Raw genomic sequence first — 16,211 nt, 5'->3', positions numbered from 1 at the left:
AGCGGCCGAGGGCACGCCCGGACGCACGCCTTCCCGCTGAGCGGGAACCACGGCCCGCGTCCGGGCGCCGCCGGCTGTCAGTCTCCGGGGTGTCGTGGTTCGGGCGGCCGCGTCTCGCCGAGGGGCGGGGCCGCGGGGAGGGCGGGTGGGGTCGTGAGGGGCGCGGGGACGGGGTGACCGGGGCGGAGCGGTCCGAGGGGGTGCGGCCCGACGACACCGCCGACGTGCTGTTCACGTCGGGGACGTCGGGTCGGCCGAAGGGGGGTGCCCGCGACGCACGGGCAGAACCTGCGAGTGTACGACGCCTGGGCGCGTACGGGCACGCCGTCGGCGTCCTCGTCCGCGACGCGGGCGACGGGGGGCGGTGGGACGGCGGGGCGGGCGCGGGAGGCGAAGAAGGCGCGCACCTCGGTGATGTCCGTCATCTCCGTGGCCAGCGGGGGGGAAGCCGGCGGTGGCCAGGTCGATGACCGCCTGCACCTCGGGGTCGGGTCGGTTCACGTGTCGGTACCTTTCGGGGCGAGGAGGGGCATCCGGCCCGCCGAAGCGCCGCCGTCGACGGCCAGTTCGGCGCCGGTGACGTACGAGGCGGCGTCCGAGAGCAGGAAGGCGACCGCGACCGCGATCTCCCGCGGCTCGCCGACCCGCCCCATCGGTGTCTCCGGGTACCCTCCCTCGCCCCGCTCGATGCCCACGTGGGCGGTCATCGGGGTATGGATCGTGCCCGGGTGGACGGAGTTCACACGGATCCGGTGGGCGCCGAGCTCCACCGCGGCGAGCTTGGTGAGCCCGCGCACGCCCCACTTGGCCGCGCCGTAGCCGGCGGTCCTGGCCAGGCCCATGAGGCCGGCGGCGGAGGAGACGTTGACGACGGATCCGCCGCCGCTCCCCCGCATCGCCGGGATCACGGCCCGCATGCCGAGGAAGACGCCGGTGAGGTCGACGTCGAGGACGCGACGGAAGTCCTCGGCCGTCTGCTCCTCCAGGAGGTGGGAACCGCCGGAGATCCCGGCGTTGTTGACCAGGCCGTCCACGCGGCCGAAGGCGGCGGCCGTGAAGTCGACGACCGCGCGCCAGTCGGCCTCGGAGGTGACGTCGTGGCGGACGAACCGGGCGCGGTCGCCGAGCCCGTCCGCCGTGGTGCGGCCCTCCTCCTCCCGTACGTCGGTGAGGACGACCCGGGCGCCGGACTCGAAGGCGCCCCGGGCGGTCTCCGCTCCGGTCCCGCGTGCTCCGCCGGTGACGATCACGGTCCTGCCCCGCAGGTCCGCCGGCGGGCGGCTCACCTCGCCCCGGCGGAGCGCGTACGGGCGATGTGGCCGGCCGCGAGCCAGCCGAAGGTCATGGCGGGGCCGATGGTCGCGCCGGGGCCGGGGTAGGTCTCCCCCATGACGGCGGACGAGACGTTGCCGGAGGCGTACAGGCCGTCGATGGGGGTGCCGTCCTCGCGCAGCACGCGGGCGGTGGCGTCGGTGACGAGGCCGCCCTTGGTGCCGATGTCGCCGGGGTGGACGGGGATCGCGTAGTAGGGGCCCTTCTCCAGCGGCGCGAGGTTGGGGTTGGGCGGCGTAGGGTCGCCGTAGTAGCGGTCGTAGACGCTCTGGCCGCGGTGGAAGTCGGCGTCGCGGCCGGCGTGGGCGAAGCCGTTGAAGCGGTCCACGGTGGCCCGCAGCCGCCGCGGGGCGACGCCGGGCTCGCGCCGATCGGCGCCGCCATCGCAATGGGATGGGGGGCGAAGCCGCCCGTGAGCACGCTCGTCGGCGTCGCGAGTCCGGCCACGCCCGACATGCTGGTCGAGGTCGAGGTCGAGACACTGGTCGCCCGGCCCTGACGGGCGGGTCCTCAGGCCTTCGGGGTGGTGCTCCCGCGTCCCGGGGTGAGCGCCGGACCGGTGTGCCCCGCCCGTGTGCGGCGGGCAGGGTGGCGTCGGGCCGCGCGCCGTGCGGAGACGTGGTGGACGAGCTTGTCGACGACCTTGGCGTACGCGATGCCGAAGGCGAGGGAGACGAGGAGGGCCAGGGGTTCCGATACGCCGTCGACGAGGGGGTAGGTCTGCCAGTGCGTCAGATAGATGGCCAGGGAGCTGCCGGCGAGCAGGCCGGCGAGCTGGTTGAGGCGGTGGCTGCCGGGGAGCGTCGGGAACCATGTGAGGAGGCAGAAGCCCGCCATGACGAAGAGCTCGCGGCGTGGTTCTCCGGGGAAGAAGCCGGGGACGGTGGCGAGGGCGGTGAGCGTGACGAGGAGCCGGTGGGTCGTGGTGCGGGACTGGGCGGCGGCCCAGCCGAGGGCGAACAGCCAGAAGACGGTGACGGCGTCGGTGATCTGGGCGCGGGCCGGCAGGCCCACCAGTTCGTAGCGGGCGAGCAGGCCGAGGCCGACGAGGGCGACGGGCAGCCCGTAGGGGAAGCGTCGTTCGAGCCGGTGGACGGCGGGGACGGCGAGCAGCGCGGTGAGGGCCAGCAGGATGTAGACGAGGGCCTCGACGAACCAGAGGTGGATGCGCGAGCTCATGTCCTCGGGCCAGAGCGCGTTGTGCAGGAGGAACAGGTTGGAGAGGTCGTAGTCGTCGTCGACCAGGAGCGCGAAGGCGGTCCAGGCCATGGTGGGGACGGCGATGCGTGCGATGCCGCGGCCGGTGCGGCGGATCCTCTCGCGGCGTTCCGGTGAGGACAGCAGGAAGCGGGCGAAGTTGTATCCGGCGACGGCGAGCAGCAGGTGGGCCCCGCCGCGGAGGTCGAAGAGGCTGATGTGGGAGCCGACGACGCACACGATGGCGACCGCGCGGAGCACGACGCTGGTCTCCACGCGCCGCCGCGGCCGGCCTTCGAGGGCGGGTGTCCGCCGTTCCTCCAGGTCGCGGAGGGGGGTCGTGTGCCAGTTCGGCGGCAGGTGTCCCAGGCGCTGTTCGAGCCGGAGCGACATCTCGACGTACGACAGGGAGTCGCCGCCGAGGGAGACGAAGGAGCTGTCCGGCGTCACGTCCGGGCGGTCGAGGACGAGGGCGTAGAGCGCGCGGAGGTCGTCGGTGGTGGTGCCGCCTTCGGCCGGGGGCCCGTCGGTGGGGCGGGGCAGGGCGCTGACGGCCCGGTAGTCGGGCTTGCCGGAGGCGAGGCGGGGGAGTTCGGGCAGGACGTGGACGTGGACCGCGCGGGCGGGGAGGCCGCATTCGTCCACGACGCGTCTCCGGATCCGCCGCGCGTCCCACCCGGGCTCGGCGACGGCGGCGATGTCGAGGCCCTCGTCGTCGCCGGTGCAGAGGGCGTCGAGGCCGTGCCGGGCCAGCGAGGCCTCGATCTGCCCGGGGTCGACGCGGAGGCCGAGGATCTTCACGAAGCGGCTGCGGCGGCCGACGATCTCGTACAGGCCGTCGTCGGTGCGGCGGGCGAGGTCGCCCGTGCGCAGGGTGTCGACCGTGCGGCCGAGGGCGAGGTCGTCGGGGGTGTGGGCGTAGCCGAGCATGACGTTGGGGCCCGTGTAGACGAGTTCGCCGACGGCGGGGTCGGGTGACTCCTCGACGGGGGCGAGGGAGAACGAGCCGCCGGGGACGGGGACGCCGATGGCGCCGGGGTGGGTCGCGGCCAGCGCGGGCGGCAGGTAGGCCATGCGGGCGGTCGCCTCGGTCTGGCCGTACATGACGAACAGGTCCCAGCCGCGTCGCCGTCCCAGTTCGGCGTAGCGCGCGACGCGTTCGGGCGCGAGCCGGCCGCCGGCCTGGGTGACGTACCGCAGCCGGGGGAGGTCCATGTCGGCGAAGCCGACGCGGTCGAGCAGGTCGAAGGTGTACGGGACGCCCGCGAGCGCGGTGCCGCCGGCGGTCCGGAACAGGTCCCAGAAGCAGGCGTCGGCGACCGAGAGGCCGGTGAGGACGAGCCCGGCGCCGCGCAGCAGGTGGCTGTGGATCACGGACAGGCCGTAGCAGTAGTGCATCGGCAGGGTGGTCGCGGCCCGGTCGGTGGGGCGTATGTCCAGGTACGCGGCTATCGATTCGGCGTTCGCCTGGAGGTTCTCGTGCGAGAGCCGGACCAGCTTGGGGGAACCGGTGGAGCCGGACGTGCTGAGCAGCAGGGCGAGGTCGGGGTGGAGGGTGTGGGCCGAGACGGCGCGCCGCTCCTCGATCCGCCACGGGCCGTCGTCCTCCGGGTGGATCACGACGTCCGGGTCGTAGGCGGCGGTGAGCGCGGCGACGGCTTCGGGGTGGTCGCCGGGCACGAGCAGCACCGGGTGGCCGGCCGACAGTGCGGCGAGGTGGACGACGAGGGCCGCGGTGGTGGGGGCGCCGGGCAGCAGGACCAGCCGCCGCTCCGTGCCGAGGCGGTGGGCCGTCTCCTCGACGCGTGCGGCCAGTTCGCGGTACGAGAGTTCGCCGTCGGAGGTCACGAGGGCGGTGCGGTCGCCGTGGACCGCGAGGTCGCGGGCGAGGGGGAGGGCGTGGCCGCCGACGGGCGGGGCGGGGAGGAGCGTCACGGGCGCATCGTAGGTAAGCCTTCCCTAATCGAGAAGAGGGGGAGGGGGGTCCGGGTGCCCATTCGTGGCCCGGCCGTTATCGAACCCTGACTTGACCATTAGGTTAGCTTTACCTTATCAATGCCGTATTCACAGCTTCTCCGAACAGATGACAGCAGGAAGGCCCTCACCCGTATGCGCCGCCCCATGGCCCGCACCCTGACCGCGATAGCCGCGGCCGTCCTGCTCGCCCCGGCGCTCGCCGCCTGCGGCACCGACGAACCGGCCGACCTCGTGATCTACTCCGGCCGCAACGAGAACCTCGTGAAGCCGCTCATCGAGAAGCTGGAGAAGCACCTCGGCGCCAACGTCGAGGTCCGCTACGGCGACAGCGCCGAGCTCTCCGCCCAGCTCCTCGAAGAGGGCGACAAGACCGAGGCGGGACTCTTCCTCTCGCAGGACGCCGGCGCCCTCGGCGCGCTCTCCACGGAGAAGCGCCTCGCCCCGCTCCCCCAGACCACCCTCGGCAAGGTCGCCCCCGAGTACCGCGGTTCCGCGGGCGACTGGACCGGGATCAGCGGCCGCGTCCGCGTCCTGGCCTACAACCCCGACCAGGTCGCCACCCCGCCGAACAGCGTCCACGAGCTGGTGAAGCCCGAGTGGAAGGGCAGGGTCGGCATCGTCCCGACCAACGCCTCCTTCCAGGCCTTCGTCACCGGCATGCGCGTCCTGGAGGGCGACGACGCCACCCGTACCTGGCTCAAGGGCCTGAAGGCCAACGAGCCCAAGACGTACGAGGGCAACCTCAAGGTCCTGGAGGCCGTCGACAAGGGCGAGGTGCCGCTCGGCCTGATCAACCACTACTACTGGTACGAGCAGGCCGCCGAGAAGGGCGCCGACAAGCTCAAGGCGCGCATCCACTACCTCCCCGCGGGCGACCCGGGCGGTCTCGTCAACGTCGCCGGCGTCGGCATCCTCAAGGGCGCCGACACGAAGCAGGCCGCGTTCGCGCAGAAGGCCGTCGACTACCTCCTGGCCACCGAGGCGCAGACCTACTTCGCCGAGGAGACCAAGGAGTACCCGCTGGCCGCCGGCGTGAAGCAGGCCCAGGGCGTCCCGGCGCTCGAATCCCTCCAGCCGCCGAAGATCGACCTCGGCCGCCTCGACTCCCTCAAGCAGACCCTGGCCATGCTCCAGGACGTCGGACTGGTCTGACATGACACCACCGGACGCCCCGGTCCGGCCCGACGACGTCTCCCGCCCGGCAGGTGCCCCCGCACCCGCCGGGCGGCGGCGCGCCACCGGCCGGCCCTCCCCCATCCTCGTCGTGCCCGCCACGGCGGCCGCCCTCCTCGCCGTCCTTCCGCTCGGCTACCTCGCCGTCCGGGCCCTCGAACACGGCCCCGCCTACGCGTGGGACGTCATCGCCGACGGGCGCACCGGCGAACTGCTCCTGCGCAGCCTCGGCCTGACCGCCGTCGTCGTCGCCGCATGCCTGCTCATCGGCGTCTCGCTCGCCTGGCTCACCGTCCGCACCGCCCTGCCCGGCGCCCGCGCCTGGTCCGTCCTCGTCACCCTGCCGCTGGCCGTGCCGAGTTACGTCACCGCGTTCGCCTGGCTCTCCGCCGTCCCGTCCCTCGCCGGATTCACCGGATCGGCCCTCGCCCTGACCCTGGCGAGCTTCCCGTACGTGTACCTCCCGGTCGCCGCCGCGCTCCGGGGCATCGACCCCGGCCACGAGGAAGTGGCACGCTCCCTCGGGCACGGGCCGCTGCGCACCTTCCTGCGCGTCACCCTGCCGCAGCTGCGCCCCGCGGCGGCCGGCGGCGGTCTGCTCGTGGCGCTGTACGTGCTCTCCGACTTCGGCGCCGTCTCCCTCATGCGGTACGACACCTTCACCCGCGGCATCTACACCTCCTACCGCGCGAGTTTCGACCGCACCCCCGCCGCCGCGCTCAGCGCCGTCCTGGTCGTCATGACCGTCCTGCTCGTCGCCGCCGAGACCCGCACCCGGGGCCGTGCCGGCTACGCCCGCGCCGGCACCGGCACCGCGCGGCGGGCCGTGCCCGCCGCCCTCGGACGACTGCGGCCGCTCGCCCTCACCTGGTGCGGCGCCGTCGTCGCCCTGGCCGTCGCCTTCCCCCTCGCCACGCTCGGGTACTGGCTCGCCGTCGGCACCTCGGCCACCTGGGACCCGGCCACGCTCACCGGCACCGCCCTCACCACCTTGGGGGTGGCCGCGGGAGGCGCGGCCCTCACCGCCCTGCTCGCCCTGCCGGTCGGCGTCATCGCCGCCCGGCACCGGGGCCGCGTCGCCCACCTCCTCGAACAGGCCGCGTACGCCGGGCACGCCGTTCCCGGCATCACCGTCGCCCTCGCGCTCGTCTTCTTCGCCGTCCGCTACGTCCGCCCGCTCTACCAGGAGACACCGCTCCTGATCTGCGCGTACGCGGTGCTGTTCCTGCCCGTCGCGGTGGCCGCCACCCGCGCCGCGGTCCTCCAGGCGCCGCCCGTCCTCGACGACGTCGCCCGCTCCCTCGGACGGACGCCGCTCGGAGTGCTGCGGGAGGTCACCCTGCCGCTCGCCGCCCCCGGCGTCGCGGCCGGCGCGGCCCTCACCTTCGTCGTCTGCATGAAGGAGCTCCCCGCCACCCTGCTGCTGCGCCCCACCGGCATGGACACCCTGGCGACCCGGCTGTGGACCGAGACCGGCACGGGCTCCTTCGCCGCGGCCGCGCCCTACGCCGCCGCGCTGATCCTGCTGGCGGCCGTCCCCTCGTACCTCCTCGGAAGGCACCGCACATGAACGAGCTCCAGGTCAGCGGCCTGGTCAAGGCGTACGGGCCGGAGGCGCCGGTCCTCGACGGGCTCGACCTCGCCGTACCCGGCGGAGCCCTCGCCGCGGTGCTCGGCCCGTCCGGCTGCGGCAAGACGACGCTGCTGCGCGTGATCGCCGGCTTCCTCAAGGCCGACGCCGGCACCGTGACCGTCGCCGACCGGCTCCTCGGCGGCCCCGGCGTCCACCTGCCGCCCGAGCGGCGCCGCATCGGGATCGTCCCCCAGGAAGGCGCGCTGTTCCCGCACCTGAGCGTGGCCAGGAACATCGCCTTCGGCCTCACGGACCTCGACCGCCAGGCCCGGCGGGCGCGCGTCGGCGAGATGCTCGACCTCGTGGGACTGCCCGGCTACGGGGACCGCATGCCGCACGAGCTGTCGGGCGGCCAGCAGCAGCGCGTGGCCCTGGCCCGCGCCCTCGCCCCGCGGCCCCATCTCGTGCTCCTCGACGAACCGTTCAGCGCGCTCGACAGCGGGCTGCGCGGTGCGGTGCGGGCGGAGGTCCGCGCCGTACTCCGGGACAGCGGGGCGACCGGGCTGCTCGTGACGCACGATCAGCAGGAGGCCCTCTCCGTCGCCGACGTCGTCGCCGTCCTGCGCGCCGGCCGCGTCGCCCAGTGCGCCACCCCGGAGGAGCTCTACCACCGGCCCGTGGACCCCTGGCTGGCCTCGTTCGTCGGCGACGCCGTCCTCGTGCCCGGCACCGCCGACGGGGACACGGCCACCACCGCGCTGGGACGCGTCCCCCTGGCCGCCGCCCCCGGCGGCCGGCGCGAGGGCCTGGTCCTCCTCAGGCCCGAGCAGCTCCGACTCGCCGCCACGGGCGGCTCCCACGCCGAAGGCGTCGTCACCGACGTCCGGTTCTTCGGCCACGACGCCCTCGTCACCGTCACCGTCGACGGCCTCGACACCCCCGTCGACATCCGCACCCCCACCCCCCTGGAGGTGGACCCGGGCCGTCGCGTCGGCGTCCTCCTCACCGGCGAGGCGACGCTGCATCCCGGCCCTGACCTGACCTGACTGCCGTACCGCCCTGGGTCCTGTCCGGCGGGGGGGCGGGTGCACCGTCTCACGGGCACGACGCTCCACGCGCGCGGCGCGGGAGAAGGGTCAGTGGGTGCCGTAGACCGGGTGGGGGGGTTCGGAGGCGGCGAGGAGTTCGAGGGCGGCTTCGCCGGCTTCCGTGGGGGTCCAGCGGGCGCCCTTGTCGGCCGTGGGGCCGGGTCGCCAGCCGTCCATGACGGTGATGCGGCCGGCTTCGGTCTCGAAGACGCGGCCGGTGACGCCGGCGGAGGCGGTGGAGCCGAGCCAGACGACGAGGGGGGAGACGTTCTCTGGGGCCATGGCGTCGAAGGCGTCGCCGGTGGGGGCGGCCATGGTGTCGGCGAAGGTGCGTTCGGTCATGCGGGTGCGGGCGGCGGGGGCGATGGCGTTGATCTGGACGCCGTAGCGGGCGGTTTCGGCGGCGGCGACGAGGGTGAGGCCGATGATGCCGGCTTTGGCGGCGGAGTAGTTGCCCTGGCCGACGCTGCCGAGGAGGCCGGCACCGGAGCTGGTGTTGATCACGCGGGCTTCGGGAGTGCGTCCCGCCTTGGCTTCCGCGCGCCAGTGGGCGGTGGCGTGCTTGAGGGGGAGGAAGTGGCCTTTGAGGTGGACGCGCATGACGGCGTCCCAGTCGTCCTCGTCGAGGTTGACGAGCATGCGGTCGCGGAGGAAGCCGGCGTTGTTGACGAGGGTGTCGAGGCGGCCGAAGGCGTCGAGGGCGCTGGCGACGAGGGAGGCGGCGCCGTCGGTGGTGGCGATGTCGGCGCCGTGGGCGACGGCTTCTCCGCCGGCGGCGGTGATCTCGTCGACGACCTGCTGGGCGGGTCCGCTGCCGCTTCCGGTGCCGTCGAGGCCGACGCCGAGGTCGTTGACGACGACCTTGGCGCCTTCGGCGGCGAAGGCGAGGGCGTGTGCGCGACCGAGTCCGCGGCCGGCTCCGGTGACGATGACGACGCGCCCGGCGCACAGTCCTGTCATGCCTGCCGTACCTGTCGTGTCTGTCATGGCGGGTTCCTTTCGGGTGGGCTCAGTGGTTGACCGTTGCGGCGTCCAGGAAGGCGGGGCGTTCGCCGCCTCCGTGGACGAGCAGGCTGGCGCCGGTGATGTAGGCGGCGTGGTGGGAGGCGAGGAAGACGCAGGCGGCGCCGATGTCGGAGGGGTCGGCGAGCCGGTCGAGCGGCACGGTGCGGGCGACGGCGGCGATGCCGTCCTCGTCGCCGTAGTGGAGGTGGGACAGTTCGGTGCGGACCATGCCGAGGACGAGCGTGTTGACGCGTACGCGGGGCGCCCATTCCACCGCCATGGTGCGGGCGAGGTTGTCCAGGCCCGCCTTGGCGGCTCCGTAGGCGGCGCTGCCGGGTGAGGGGCGGGTGCCGCTGACGCTGCCGATCATGATGACGGACCCTCCCCCGGGTTGGTGCCGCATCACCTCGTACGCGGCGAGGGAGGCGGTGAGCGGGGCGACGAGGTTCAGTTCGACGACCCTGGCCTGCTGTGCGGCTCCGCCTTCGGCGAGCATGCGGAAGGGGGTTCCTCCGGCGTTGTTGACGAGGAGGTCCAGCCTTCCGTGGTCGTCGCGGACGCGGTCGACGAAGTCGGTGACGGCGGCGGGGTCGCGGAGGTCGACGGGGAGGAAGCGGGCGGTGCGGCCGGCTGCCTCGACGGGTTTGCCGGGGGCCCTGCGGGCGCAGGTGACGACCTCCGCGCCGGCTTCGAGCAGGGCCGTGGTGATCCCGGCGCCGACGCCCCGTGTGCCGCCGGTGACGACGGCGACGGTTCCCGACAGATCGATGGTGACTGCCAATGGACACCTCCCGCAGCGCGCGAGCCGCTGCTATCTTCCACCTAACAAACGTTTGGTGGAAAGGTAGCTGATCTGCTCATGGGTGTCTCCACCTCCGCCCCGGACAAGGGCATCGCCGTCGTCACCGTCGACTTCCCACCGGTCAACGCCCTGCCCGTACGGGGCTGGTACGACCTCGCCGCGGCGGTGCGCGCCGCGGGAGCCGATCCCGAGGTGCGCTGCGTCGTCCTCACCGCGGAGGGCCGCGGCTTCAACGCCGGGGTCGACATCAAGGAGATCCAGCGCACGGCCGGCCACGACGCCCTCCTGGGCGCCAACCGCGGCTGCTACGAGGCCTTCGCCGCCGTCTACGACTGCGAGGTGCCGGTGATCGCCGCCGTGCACGGCTTCTGCCTCGGCGGCGGCATCGGCCTGGTCGGCAACGCCGACGTGGTCGTCGCCTCCGACGACGCCACCTTCGGCCTGCCCGAGCTGGACCGCGGCGCGCTCGGCGCGGCCACGCACCTGGCCCGGCTGGTCCCCCAGCAGCTCATGCGGGCCCTGTACTACACCTCGCGCACGGTCACCGCCGAGGAACTGCACCGGCACGGCTCGGTCTGGCGGGTCGTCCCGCGCGAACGGCTGCTCGACGCGGCGCTGGAGCTTGCCCGGGAGATCGCGGCCAAGGACGGGCAGCTGATCCGGCTCGCCAAGGCGGCGATCAACGGCATCGATCCGGTGGACGTCCGCCGCAGCTACCGCTTCGAGCAGGGCTTCACCTTCGAGGCCAACCTGAGCGGCGTCGCCGACCGGGTCCGCGACTCGTTCGGCAGGAACGACCCGGGCCGCGGGGACGGCGCGGTCGCCGAGGACGGCTCGGTCGCCAAGGACAGCGCAGCCGGCACAAGCCGCGAGAGCAGCCAGGACAGCGGCAGCGGCAGCGGCAGCGGCAGCGGCAGCGGCAAGAGCAGCGACGCGGCCCGCGAGGGCCTCGCCTCCGACACGGACAAGGAGCAGCAGCCGTGAGCAGGGACAAGACGATGACCGCCGAGGAGGTCGTGGGCCGGCTCCGGAGCGGGATGACGATCGGCATCGGCGGCTGGGGATCCCGGCGCAAGCCGATGGCGCTGGTGCGGGCGCTGCTGCGGTCGGACGTCACCGATCTGACCGTGGTCTCGTACGGCGGCCCGGACGTCGGGCTGCTGGCCGCGGCCGGGCGGATCCGCAAGCTGGTCGCGGCGTTCGCCACGCTCGACTCGGTGCCCCTGGAGCCGCACTTCTGCGCGGCCCGGCAGCGCGGCGACTTCGAGCTGATGGAGCTGGACGAGGCCATGGTCATGTGGGGGCTCACCGCCGCCGTGCACCGGCTGCCGTTCATGCCCGTCCGGGCCGGGATCGCCTCGGACGTGATGAGCGTCAACCCGTCGCTGCGGACGGTCGCGTCTCCGTACGGAGACCGCGAGGAGCTCGTCGCGGTGCCCGCGCTGCGCCTGGACGCCGCGCTGGTCCACCTCAACCGTGCCGACGCGCACGGCAACGGCCAGTACCTGGGCCCAGATCCGTACTTCGACGACCTGTTCTGCGAGGCCGCCGACGCCGCGTACGTCTCGTGCGAGCGGATCGTGGAGACCTCCGAGCTGCTGAAGGACGCGGGACCGCAGTCGCTGCTGCTCAAGCGGGCGTTCGTCGACGGGGTCGTCGAGACGCCGAACGGCGCGCATTTCACCTCCTGCGCCCCCGACCACGACCGCGACGAGGTCTTCCAGCGGGCGTACGCGAAGGCGGCCAAGGACCCGGAGGAGTGGCGGGCCTTCACCGCCCGGTTCCTGTCCGGCGACGAGGACGCCTACCAGGCCGCGGTCGCGGCGTTCCACGAGGAGGAAGCATGAGCGGCACCGGCACCGGCACCGGCACCGGCACCGGCACGACCACGACGGCGACGCGGGCCGAGTACTGCGTCGTCGCCTGCGCCGAGGCGTGGCGCGGCGCGGGCGAGGTCCTGGCAAGCCCGATGGGCACCGTCCCGATGATCGGCGCCCGCCTCGCGAGGCTCACCTTCTCCCCCGACCTGCTGCTGACCGACGGCGAGGCGCTGCTCTGCGCCGACGTGCCCGCCGTCGGCGGCGCGCCCCGGGTCGTGGAGGGCTGGCTGCCGTACCGCCAGCACCTGGCCCTGGTCACCACCGGGCGCAGGCACGTCATGATGGGCGCGAGCCAGATCGACCGGTACGGCAACCAGAACATCAGCTGCGTGGGCGACTGGGAGCGGCCGACGCGCCAGCTCCTCGGTGTGCGGGGCGCGCCGGTCAACACCTTGAACAACCCGACGAGTTACTGGGTCCCCAGGCACTCGGCGCGCGTCTTCGTCGAGCGGGTGGACATGGTGTCCGGCGTCGGTTACGACCGGGCCGCCGCGGCCGGTCCGACCGCGACCCGCTACCACCGCGTCCCCGAAGTCATCAGCGATCTGGGGGTCTTCGACTTCGAGACCCCGGACCGTACGATGCGGCTGCGCTCGCTGCACCCCGGCGTCACCGTCGAACAGGTCGCGGAGGCGACGGGTTTCGCGCTGGCCGTGCCCGCCGAGGTGCCGTACACCCGCGAGCCGACCGTCGAGGAACTGCGCCTGATCCGCGAGGAGATCGACCCGAAGGCGCTGCGCGACCGCGAGGTGCGCTCATGAGCGACGTCACGATCGCCACCCGCCTCACCGAACTCGTCGGGGTGCGGCACCCCGTCGTCCAGACGGGCATGGGGTGGGTGGCGGGCCCCCGCCTGGTCTCGGCGACCGCCGAGGCGGGCGCGCTCGGCATCCTGGCGTCGGCGACGATGACCGTCGATCAGCTCCGCTCCGCGGTGCGCGAGGTCAAGTCCCGTACGGACGCGCCGTTCGGCGTGAACCTGCGGGCGGACGCCGGGGACGCGGCCGAGCGCGTGCGCGTCGTCGTCGACGAGGGCGTGCGGGTCGCTTCCTTCGCGCTCGCGCCGTCCCGCGAGCTGATCGCGCGGCTCAAGGACGCCGGGGTGGTCGTCATCCCGTCGGTCGGAGCCCGACGGCACGCCGAGAAGGTCGCGGCGTGGGGCGCCGACGCGGTGATGGTGCAGGGCGGGGAGGGCGGCGGCCACACCGGCAGCGTCGCCACCACCGTGCTGCTCCCGCAGGTCGTGGACGCCGTGGACATCCCGGTCGTCGCGGCCGGCGGCTTCCACGACGGGCGCGGTCTGGTCGCGGCGCTGGCGTACGGCGCGGCCGGGATCGGGATGGGCACGCGTTTCCTGCTCACCTCCGACAGCACCGTCCCCGACGCGGTGAAGGCCCGCTACCTCGCGGCGACGGTGCGGGACGTCACCGTCACCACGAAGGTGGACGGCCTGCCGCACCGGATGCTGCGCACGGAACTCGTCGACGCCCTGGAGCGATCGGGCCGGGTGTCCTCGCTGCTCCGGGCCGTCCGGCACGCGTCGGCCTTCCGGCGCGAGTCCGGCATGACCTGGGCGGCGATGGTCCGTGACGGGTCGGCGATGAGGCACGGCAAGGACCTCACGTGGAGCCAGGTCCTGCTGGCCGCCAACACGCCCATGCTGCTCAAGGCGTCCATGGTGGACGGCCGGACGGACCTGGGTGTCATGGCCTCCGGGCAGGTCGCGGGAGTGATCGAGGACCTGCCGTCGTGCGCCGAACTCGTCGACCGCCTCATGGCCGAGGCGCGGGCCGCGCTCGACGCCCTCCCCGCCACCGGCTGACCCCGCCCGCTCCACCGACCGCGTCTCACGAGTCCGCCGGGGTGACGGCACCCCGGCGGACTTCTGCCGTGCTCCTGCCGTGCTCCCCGTGTCCCGCTCCCCCTCGGCATCGAGGCGGGGATCGAGCGGTGCGGTGCGGGGACCCCGGGAGGCCAATGCAGTTGCCTTAGGGCTGTGTGGCGGGAGACGGCCTGAAAGCAGGCTGGCTCCGACCTTCGGTGATTGCCGGGGACGTACTGACGGGCATCTCGCCTGGCCTGGCGGGCCGACGAAGAAGCGGCGCGTACTACAGTCCCGGCACGTGACCGATGCTGCGCACCGCACTGCTGCGGACGACGACGAGCTTCTGGAGAGGCTGCACGCACTCGCGTGGGGCTCGCAGAGCGTGCCCGCCTCTCGTGGGTGTCTCCCGGATCAGCCGTTTCCGCCTCTTACGAACACAGAAGTGGACCTTGCTGAACGCAGCCTCGGGTATCCCCTGCCTCGATTGCTCCGCCGCATCTACACAGAGGTTGGCGACGGGGGGTTCGGGCCGGAGGGCGGCATCGCGTCGCTGACGCCGCGCCGTGTTCCGCATTGGCATCTGCCGGACTGGCATTGCGCGACGACCATCCACGCCAAGCGGGCTGGGTGGGGACCGTCGGCGTCGTGGTTCTTCTTGACGGGCGGCGGCTGCACGATGGAGTGGTACGTCTCCCTGATTGCGGTTGATCACCCGGTACTGCTCTGGGATGCCGACGGCTGGGAACCGGACTGGGGTCAGGGCCCTCATGACGGCCTGCGGTATGCGGCGCCATCGCTGCGCCAGTGGCTATGGACCTGGGCAGACGGCGGCAACGTCTGGGACGAAGCGCTGGCACAGCCCGATTAGGGACCGGCGGGCGATGACAGAGCTTGCACATTCTTCTGCGCGGGTCGTCCGGCCCGGCGGGTGCTCTTCTGCTTCGCGGTCGGGTTGTGCGCCCAGCGGCCAGGCTGCACGGTGTCGCGTCTGGCACGGGTCCTCAGCACCGGCCATCGGTTGGGCTTCTTGATCGCTCGTGGGCAGTCCCGGCTGCGGCGCGCCGGGAGAAGACGGCTGCGTGCCTCGCGCCCGGCCTCGACATAGGAGCGGGTGAGCCTGGTCGTGGACGCTGCAAACTGGGAAGGGATGCTGCGGCGGATGATGCGCACGCATCTCAGGTAGGACACGCGGTCGGCATCCAGGACCGGCCGGGCGAGCGCAGCCGTGTGGGCGAACTGGCGGATGGCCTGGTGAACCGCGAGGTAGGCCCACAGCTCCTGCCGGACGCCCTCCGGCGTCCGCGACCTGATCGGCCCGCCCGGACCGAGGTGGTTCTTGATCTCGTCGAAGGCGAGCTCGATCTCCCAACGTTCGCGGTAGAGCGCGACCAGCTCGGCGGCCGGGTACTGCTCGGGATTCAGCAGTGTCGTGCCGAGGTAGGCGATCTTGTCGTCTTTGGCGAAGGTGATGACCCGGTAGATCACATGCTGAGGCAGCCTCAGGCCCTCTCGCGCGGCTCGGAGCCGGACCTCCTTTCCCGGTCGCGCCATCGACAGGTACGAGCCGTCCGGAAGTTCTTCCTGGACGGTGCCGAGGTGGTTGGACTGGAGCCTGACCAGCAAATCAGCGCCCGCCACGGTGAAGACGTGAGCGAACTCGACGGACCAGAAGCCGCGGTCAGCGATGACCAGGTCGCCAGGGCCGGTGGAGCCGGCCAGCAGGTAGGCGAGGCTGCGCTCGCCATCGCGATAGCCGCCGAGGCGGGCATCCATGACTCCGTGCGTTCCGATCTCCGCGAGGACCACGGCCCTGACCTGAGGGAACCCGAAGGGGACGCCGCCGGTGGTGGAGGGGCCGTCGAAGGTGTCGCCGTTGCTCGTCGAATCCGGGAGATCGAACTGGGTGCCGTCCAGGGCGAGAAGCCGCAGTCCTCGCCACCACGCTCCGGGTGTGGCCGGGGTGGCCAGCGGACCGGCCACCTGGCGGAACACGGTCTCCAGCACGTCCTCGCCGAGACGGGCGCGAGCCCGGGACAACGACGACCGGTTCACCCCCGCGACGGCCCGGCTGCCCGGGATGCCACTGGTCAGCGCCCGCAGCACCTCCTCGTACGACTCCCGGGCGAAGAGACACAGAGCCAGGACGAAGTACACGACCAACCGGGCCGACAGAAGTCGGCGGCGCCGTTCGGCCCGGTCGTGCTTGGCTATCGCCGCGTCCACCAGCTCGGCGGTGAACACCTTCGTCAAGATCCCGATCCGCACACGCTGGCCCGCACCCCACCCCGTCACACGCGGGGCAACGATCTCCGCGACTCAAAGGCAACTGCATTGACCCCGGGAGGCCCCCGCACCGATC

The 16,211-nt window shown here is 73.2% G+C and carries 14 protein-coding genes; 8 read left to right on the top strand and 6 right to left on the bottom strand.

What is annotated here, in order from left to right:
- Positions 1 to 497: 497 nt before the first annotated feature.
- The 3 genes from ACIQFX_RS07435 to ACIQFX_RS07425 are packed head-to-tail and all read right to left on the bottom strand — an operon-like array spanning position 498 to position 4,464.
- A complete protein-coding gene (locus ACIQFX_RS07435) occupies positions 498 to 1,286 on the bottom strand; it encodes a glucose 1-dehydrogenase (RefSeq protein ID WP_402459757.1) in 789 nt (262 codons plus the stop codon).
- A complete protein-coding gene (locus ACIQFX_RS07430; RefSeq protein WP_402460670.1) occupies positions 1,283 to 1,846 on the bottom strand; it encodes an FAD-binding protein in 564 nt (187 codons plus the stop codon). Before ACIQFX_RS07430 ends, ACIQFX_RS07435 begins: the two co-directional genes overlap by 4 nt.
- A complete protein-coding gene (locus ACIQFX_RS07425) occupies positions 1,843 to 4,464 on the bottom strand; it encodes an AMP-binding protein (protein WP_402459755.1) in 2,622 nt (873 codons plus the stop codon). The genes ACIQFX_RS07430 and ACIQFX_RS07425 overlap by 4 nt, the downstream gene beginning before the upstream one ends.
- A 174-nt stretch (positions 4,465 to 4,638) precedes the next feature.
- Between ACIQFX_RS07425 and ACIQFX_RS07420 the strand changes: the two genes are divergently transcribed.
- The 3 genes from ACIQFX_RS07420 to ACIQFX_RS07410 are packed head-to-tail and all read left to right on the top strand — an operon-like array spanning position 4,639 to position 8,298.
- The gene (locus tag ACIQFX_RS07420) at positions 4,639 to 5,658 is read left to right on the top strand and encodes an iron ABC transporter substrate-binding protein (protein WP_402459754.1); all 1,020 of its coding nucleotides are present in this window, start codon (positions 4,639 to 4,641) and stop codon (positions 5,656 to 5,658) included.
- Position 5,659: 1 nt separating this feature from the next.
- Positions 5,660 to 7,249 carry an ABC transporter permease gene (locus ACIQFX_RS07415; RefSeq protein WP_402459752.1) on the top strand — a complete coding sequence of 530 codons (1,590 nt, stop codon included), beginning with the start codon at positions 5,660 to 5,662 and terminating at the stop codon, positions 7,247 to 7,249.
- Positions 7,246 to 8,298, top strand: coding sequence for an ABC transporter ATP-binding protein (locus tag ACIQFX_RS07410; RefSeq protein ID WP_402459750.1), 1,053 nt, complete (start codon positions 7,246 to 7,248; stop codon positions 8,296 to 8,298). The genes ACIQFX_RS07415 and ACIQFX_RS07410 overlap by 4 nt, the downstream gene beginning before the upstream one ends.
- 90 nt (positions 8,299 to 8,388) lie before the next feature.
- Here the strand turns inward: ACIQFX_RS07410 and ACIQFX_RS07405 are convergent, their stop codons facing one another.
- Both ACIQFX_RS07405 and ACIQFX_RS07400 read right to left on the bottom strand, forming a co-directional pair.
- Positions 8,389 to 9,300: an SDR family oxidoreductase gene (locus tag ACIQFX_RS07405; protein WP_402460668.1), complete on the bottom strand. Its 912-nt coding sequence runs from the start codon at positions 9,298 to 9,300 to the stop codon at positions 8,389 to 8,391.
- A 49-nt stretch (positions 9,301 to 9,349) separates the two neighbouring features.
- Positions 9,350 to 10,126, bottom strand: coding sequence for an SDR family oxidoreductase (locus ACIQFX_RS07400; RefSeq protein WP_402459749.1), 777 nt, complete (start codon positions 10,124 to 10,126; stop codon positions 9,350 to 9,352).
- A gap of 78 nt (positions 10,127 to 10,204) precedes the next feature.
- Between ACIQFX_RS07400 and ACIQFX_RS07395 the strand changes: the two genes are divergently transcribed.
- The 5 genes from ACIQFX_RS07395 to ACIQFX_RS07375 all read left to right on the top strand — a co-directional run bounded on the left by ACIQFX_RS07395 (position 10,205) and on the right by ACIQFX_RS07375 (position 14,720).
- Complete coding sequence (locus ACIQFX_RS07395) at positions 10,205 to 11,131, top strand: enoyl-CoA hydratase family protein (RefSeq protein ID WP_402459748.1); 927 nt, start codon at positions 10,205 to 10,207, stop codon at positions 11,129 to 11,131.
- Positions 11,132 to 11,145: 14 nt separating this feature from the next.
- The gene (locus ACIQFX_RS07390) at positions 11,146 to 11,994 is read left to right on the top strand and encodes a CoA transferase subunit A (RefSeq protein ID WP_402460666.1); all 849 of its coding nucleotides are present in this window, start codon (positions 11,146 to 11,148) and stop codon (positions 11,992 to 11,994) included.
- Entirely contained in the window at positions 11,991 to 12,788 is a 798-nt protein-coding gene (locus ACIQFX_RS07385; RefSeq protein WP_402459746.1) for a CoA-transferase subunit beta, read from the top strand. Before ACIQFX_RS07390 ends, ACIQFX_RS07385 begins: the two co-directional genes overlap by 4 nt.
- On the top strand, positions 12,785 to 13,849 hold the full coding sequence (locus ACIQFX_RS07380) for an NAD(P)H-dependent flavin oxidoreductase (RefSeq protein WP_402459744.1): 1,065 nt from the start codon (positions 12,785 to 12,787) through the stop codon (positions 13,847 to 13,849). Before ACIQFX_RS07385 ends, ACIQFX_RS07380 begins: the two co-directional genes overlap by 4 nt.
- Before the next feature lie 445 nt (positions 13,850 to 14,294).
- Positions 14,295 to 14,720: a hypothetical protein gene (locus ACIQFX_RS07375; protein WP_402459742.1), complete on the top strand. Its 426-nt coding sequence runs from the start codon at positions 14,295 to 14,297 to the stop codon at positions 14,718 to 14,720.
- Here the strand turns inward: ACIQFX_RS07375 and ACIQFX_RS07370 are convergent.
- Complete coding sequence (locus ACIQFX_RS07370; protein WP_402459741.1) at positions 14,717 to 16,117, bottom strand: IS4 family transposase; 1,401 nt, start codon at positions 16,115 to 16,117, stop codon at positions 14,717 to 14,719. The genes ACIQFX_RS07375 and ACIQFX_RS07370 overlap by 4 nt on opposite strands.
- Positions 16,118 to 16,211: the final 94 nt, after the last annotated feature.

It is taken from the genome of Streptomyces sp. NPDC093089, from assembly GCF_044754405.1.
GTDB lineage: Bacteria > Actinomycetota > Actinomycetes > Streptomycetales > Streptomycetaceae > Streptomyces.
This window is presented reverse-complemented; position numbering and strand designations above follow the sequence as displayed.

Coding starts and splice junctions, on each gene's coding strand:
- ACIQFX_RS07405 (WP_402460668.1), bottom strand. CDS start 9,300: ATGACAGGACTGTGCGCCGGGCGCGTCGTCATCGTCACCGGAGCCGGC.
- ACIQFX_RS07420 (WP_402459754.1), top strand. CDS start 4,639: ATGCGCCGCCCCATGGCCCGCACCCTGACCGCGATAGCCGCGGCCGTC.
- ACIQFX_RS07385 (WP_402459746.1), top strand. CDS start 11,991: ATGAGCGGCACCGGCACCGGCACCGGCACCGGCACCGGCACGACCACG.
- ACIQFX_RS07415 (WP_402459752.1), top strand. CDS start 5,660: ATGACACCACCGGACGCCCCGGTCCGGCCCGACGACGTCTCCCGCCCG.
- ACIQFX_RS07410 (WP_402459750.1), top strand. CDS start 7,246: ATGAACGAGCTCCAGGTCAGCGGCCTGGTCAAGGCGTACGGGCCGGAG.
- ACIQFX_RS07380 (WP_402459744.1), top strand. CDS start 12,785: ATGAGCGACGTCACGATCGCCACCCGCCTCACCGAACTCGTCGGGGTG.
- ACIQFX_RS07395 (WP_402459748.1), top strand. CDS start 10,205: ATGGGTGTCTCCACCTCCGCCCCGGACAAGGGCATCGCCGTCGTCACC.
- ACIQFX_RS07390 (WP_402460666.1), top strand. CDS start 11,146: ATGACCGCCGAGGAGGTCGTGGGCCGGCTCCGGAGCGGGATGACGATC.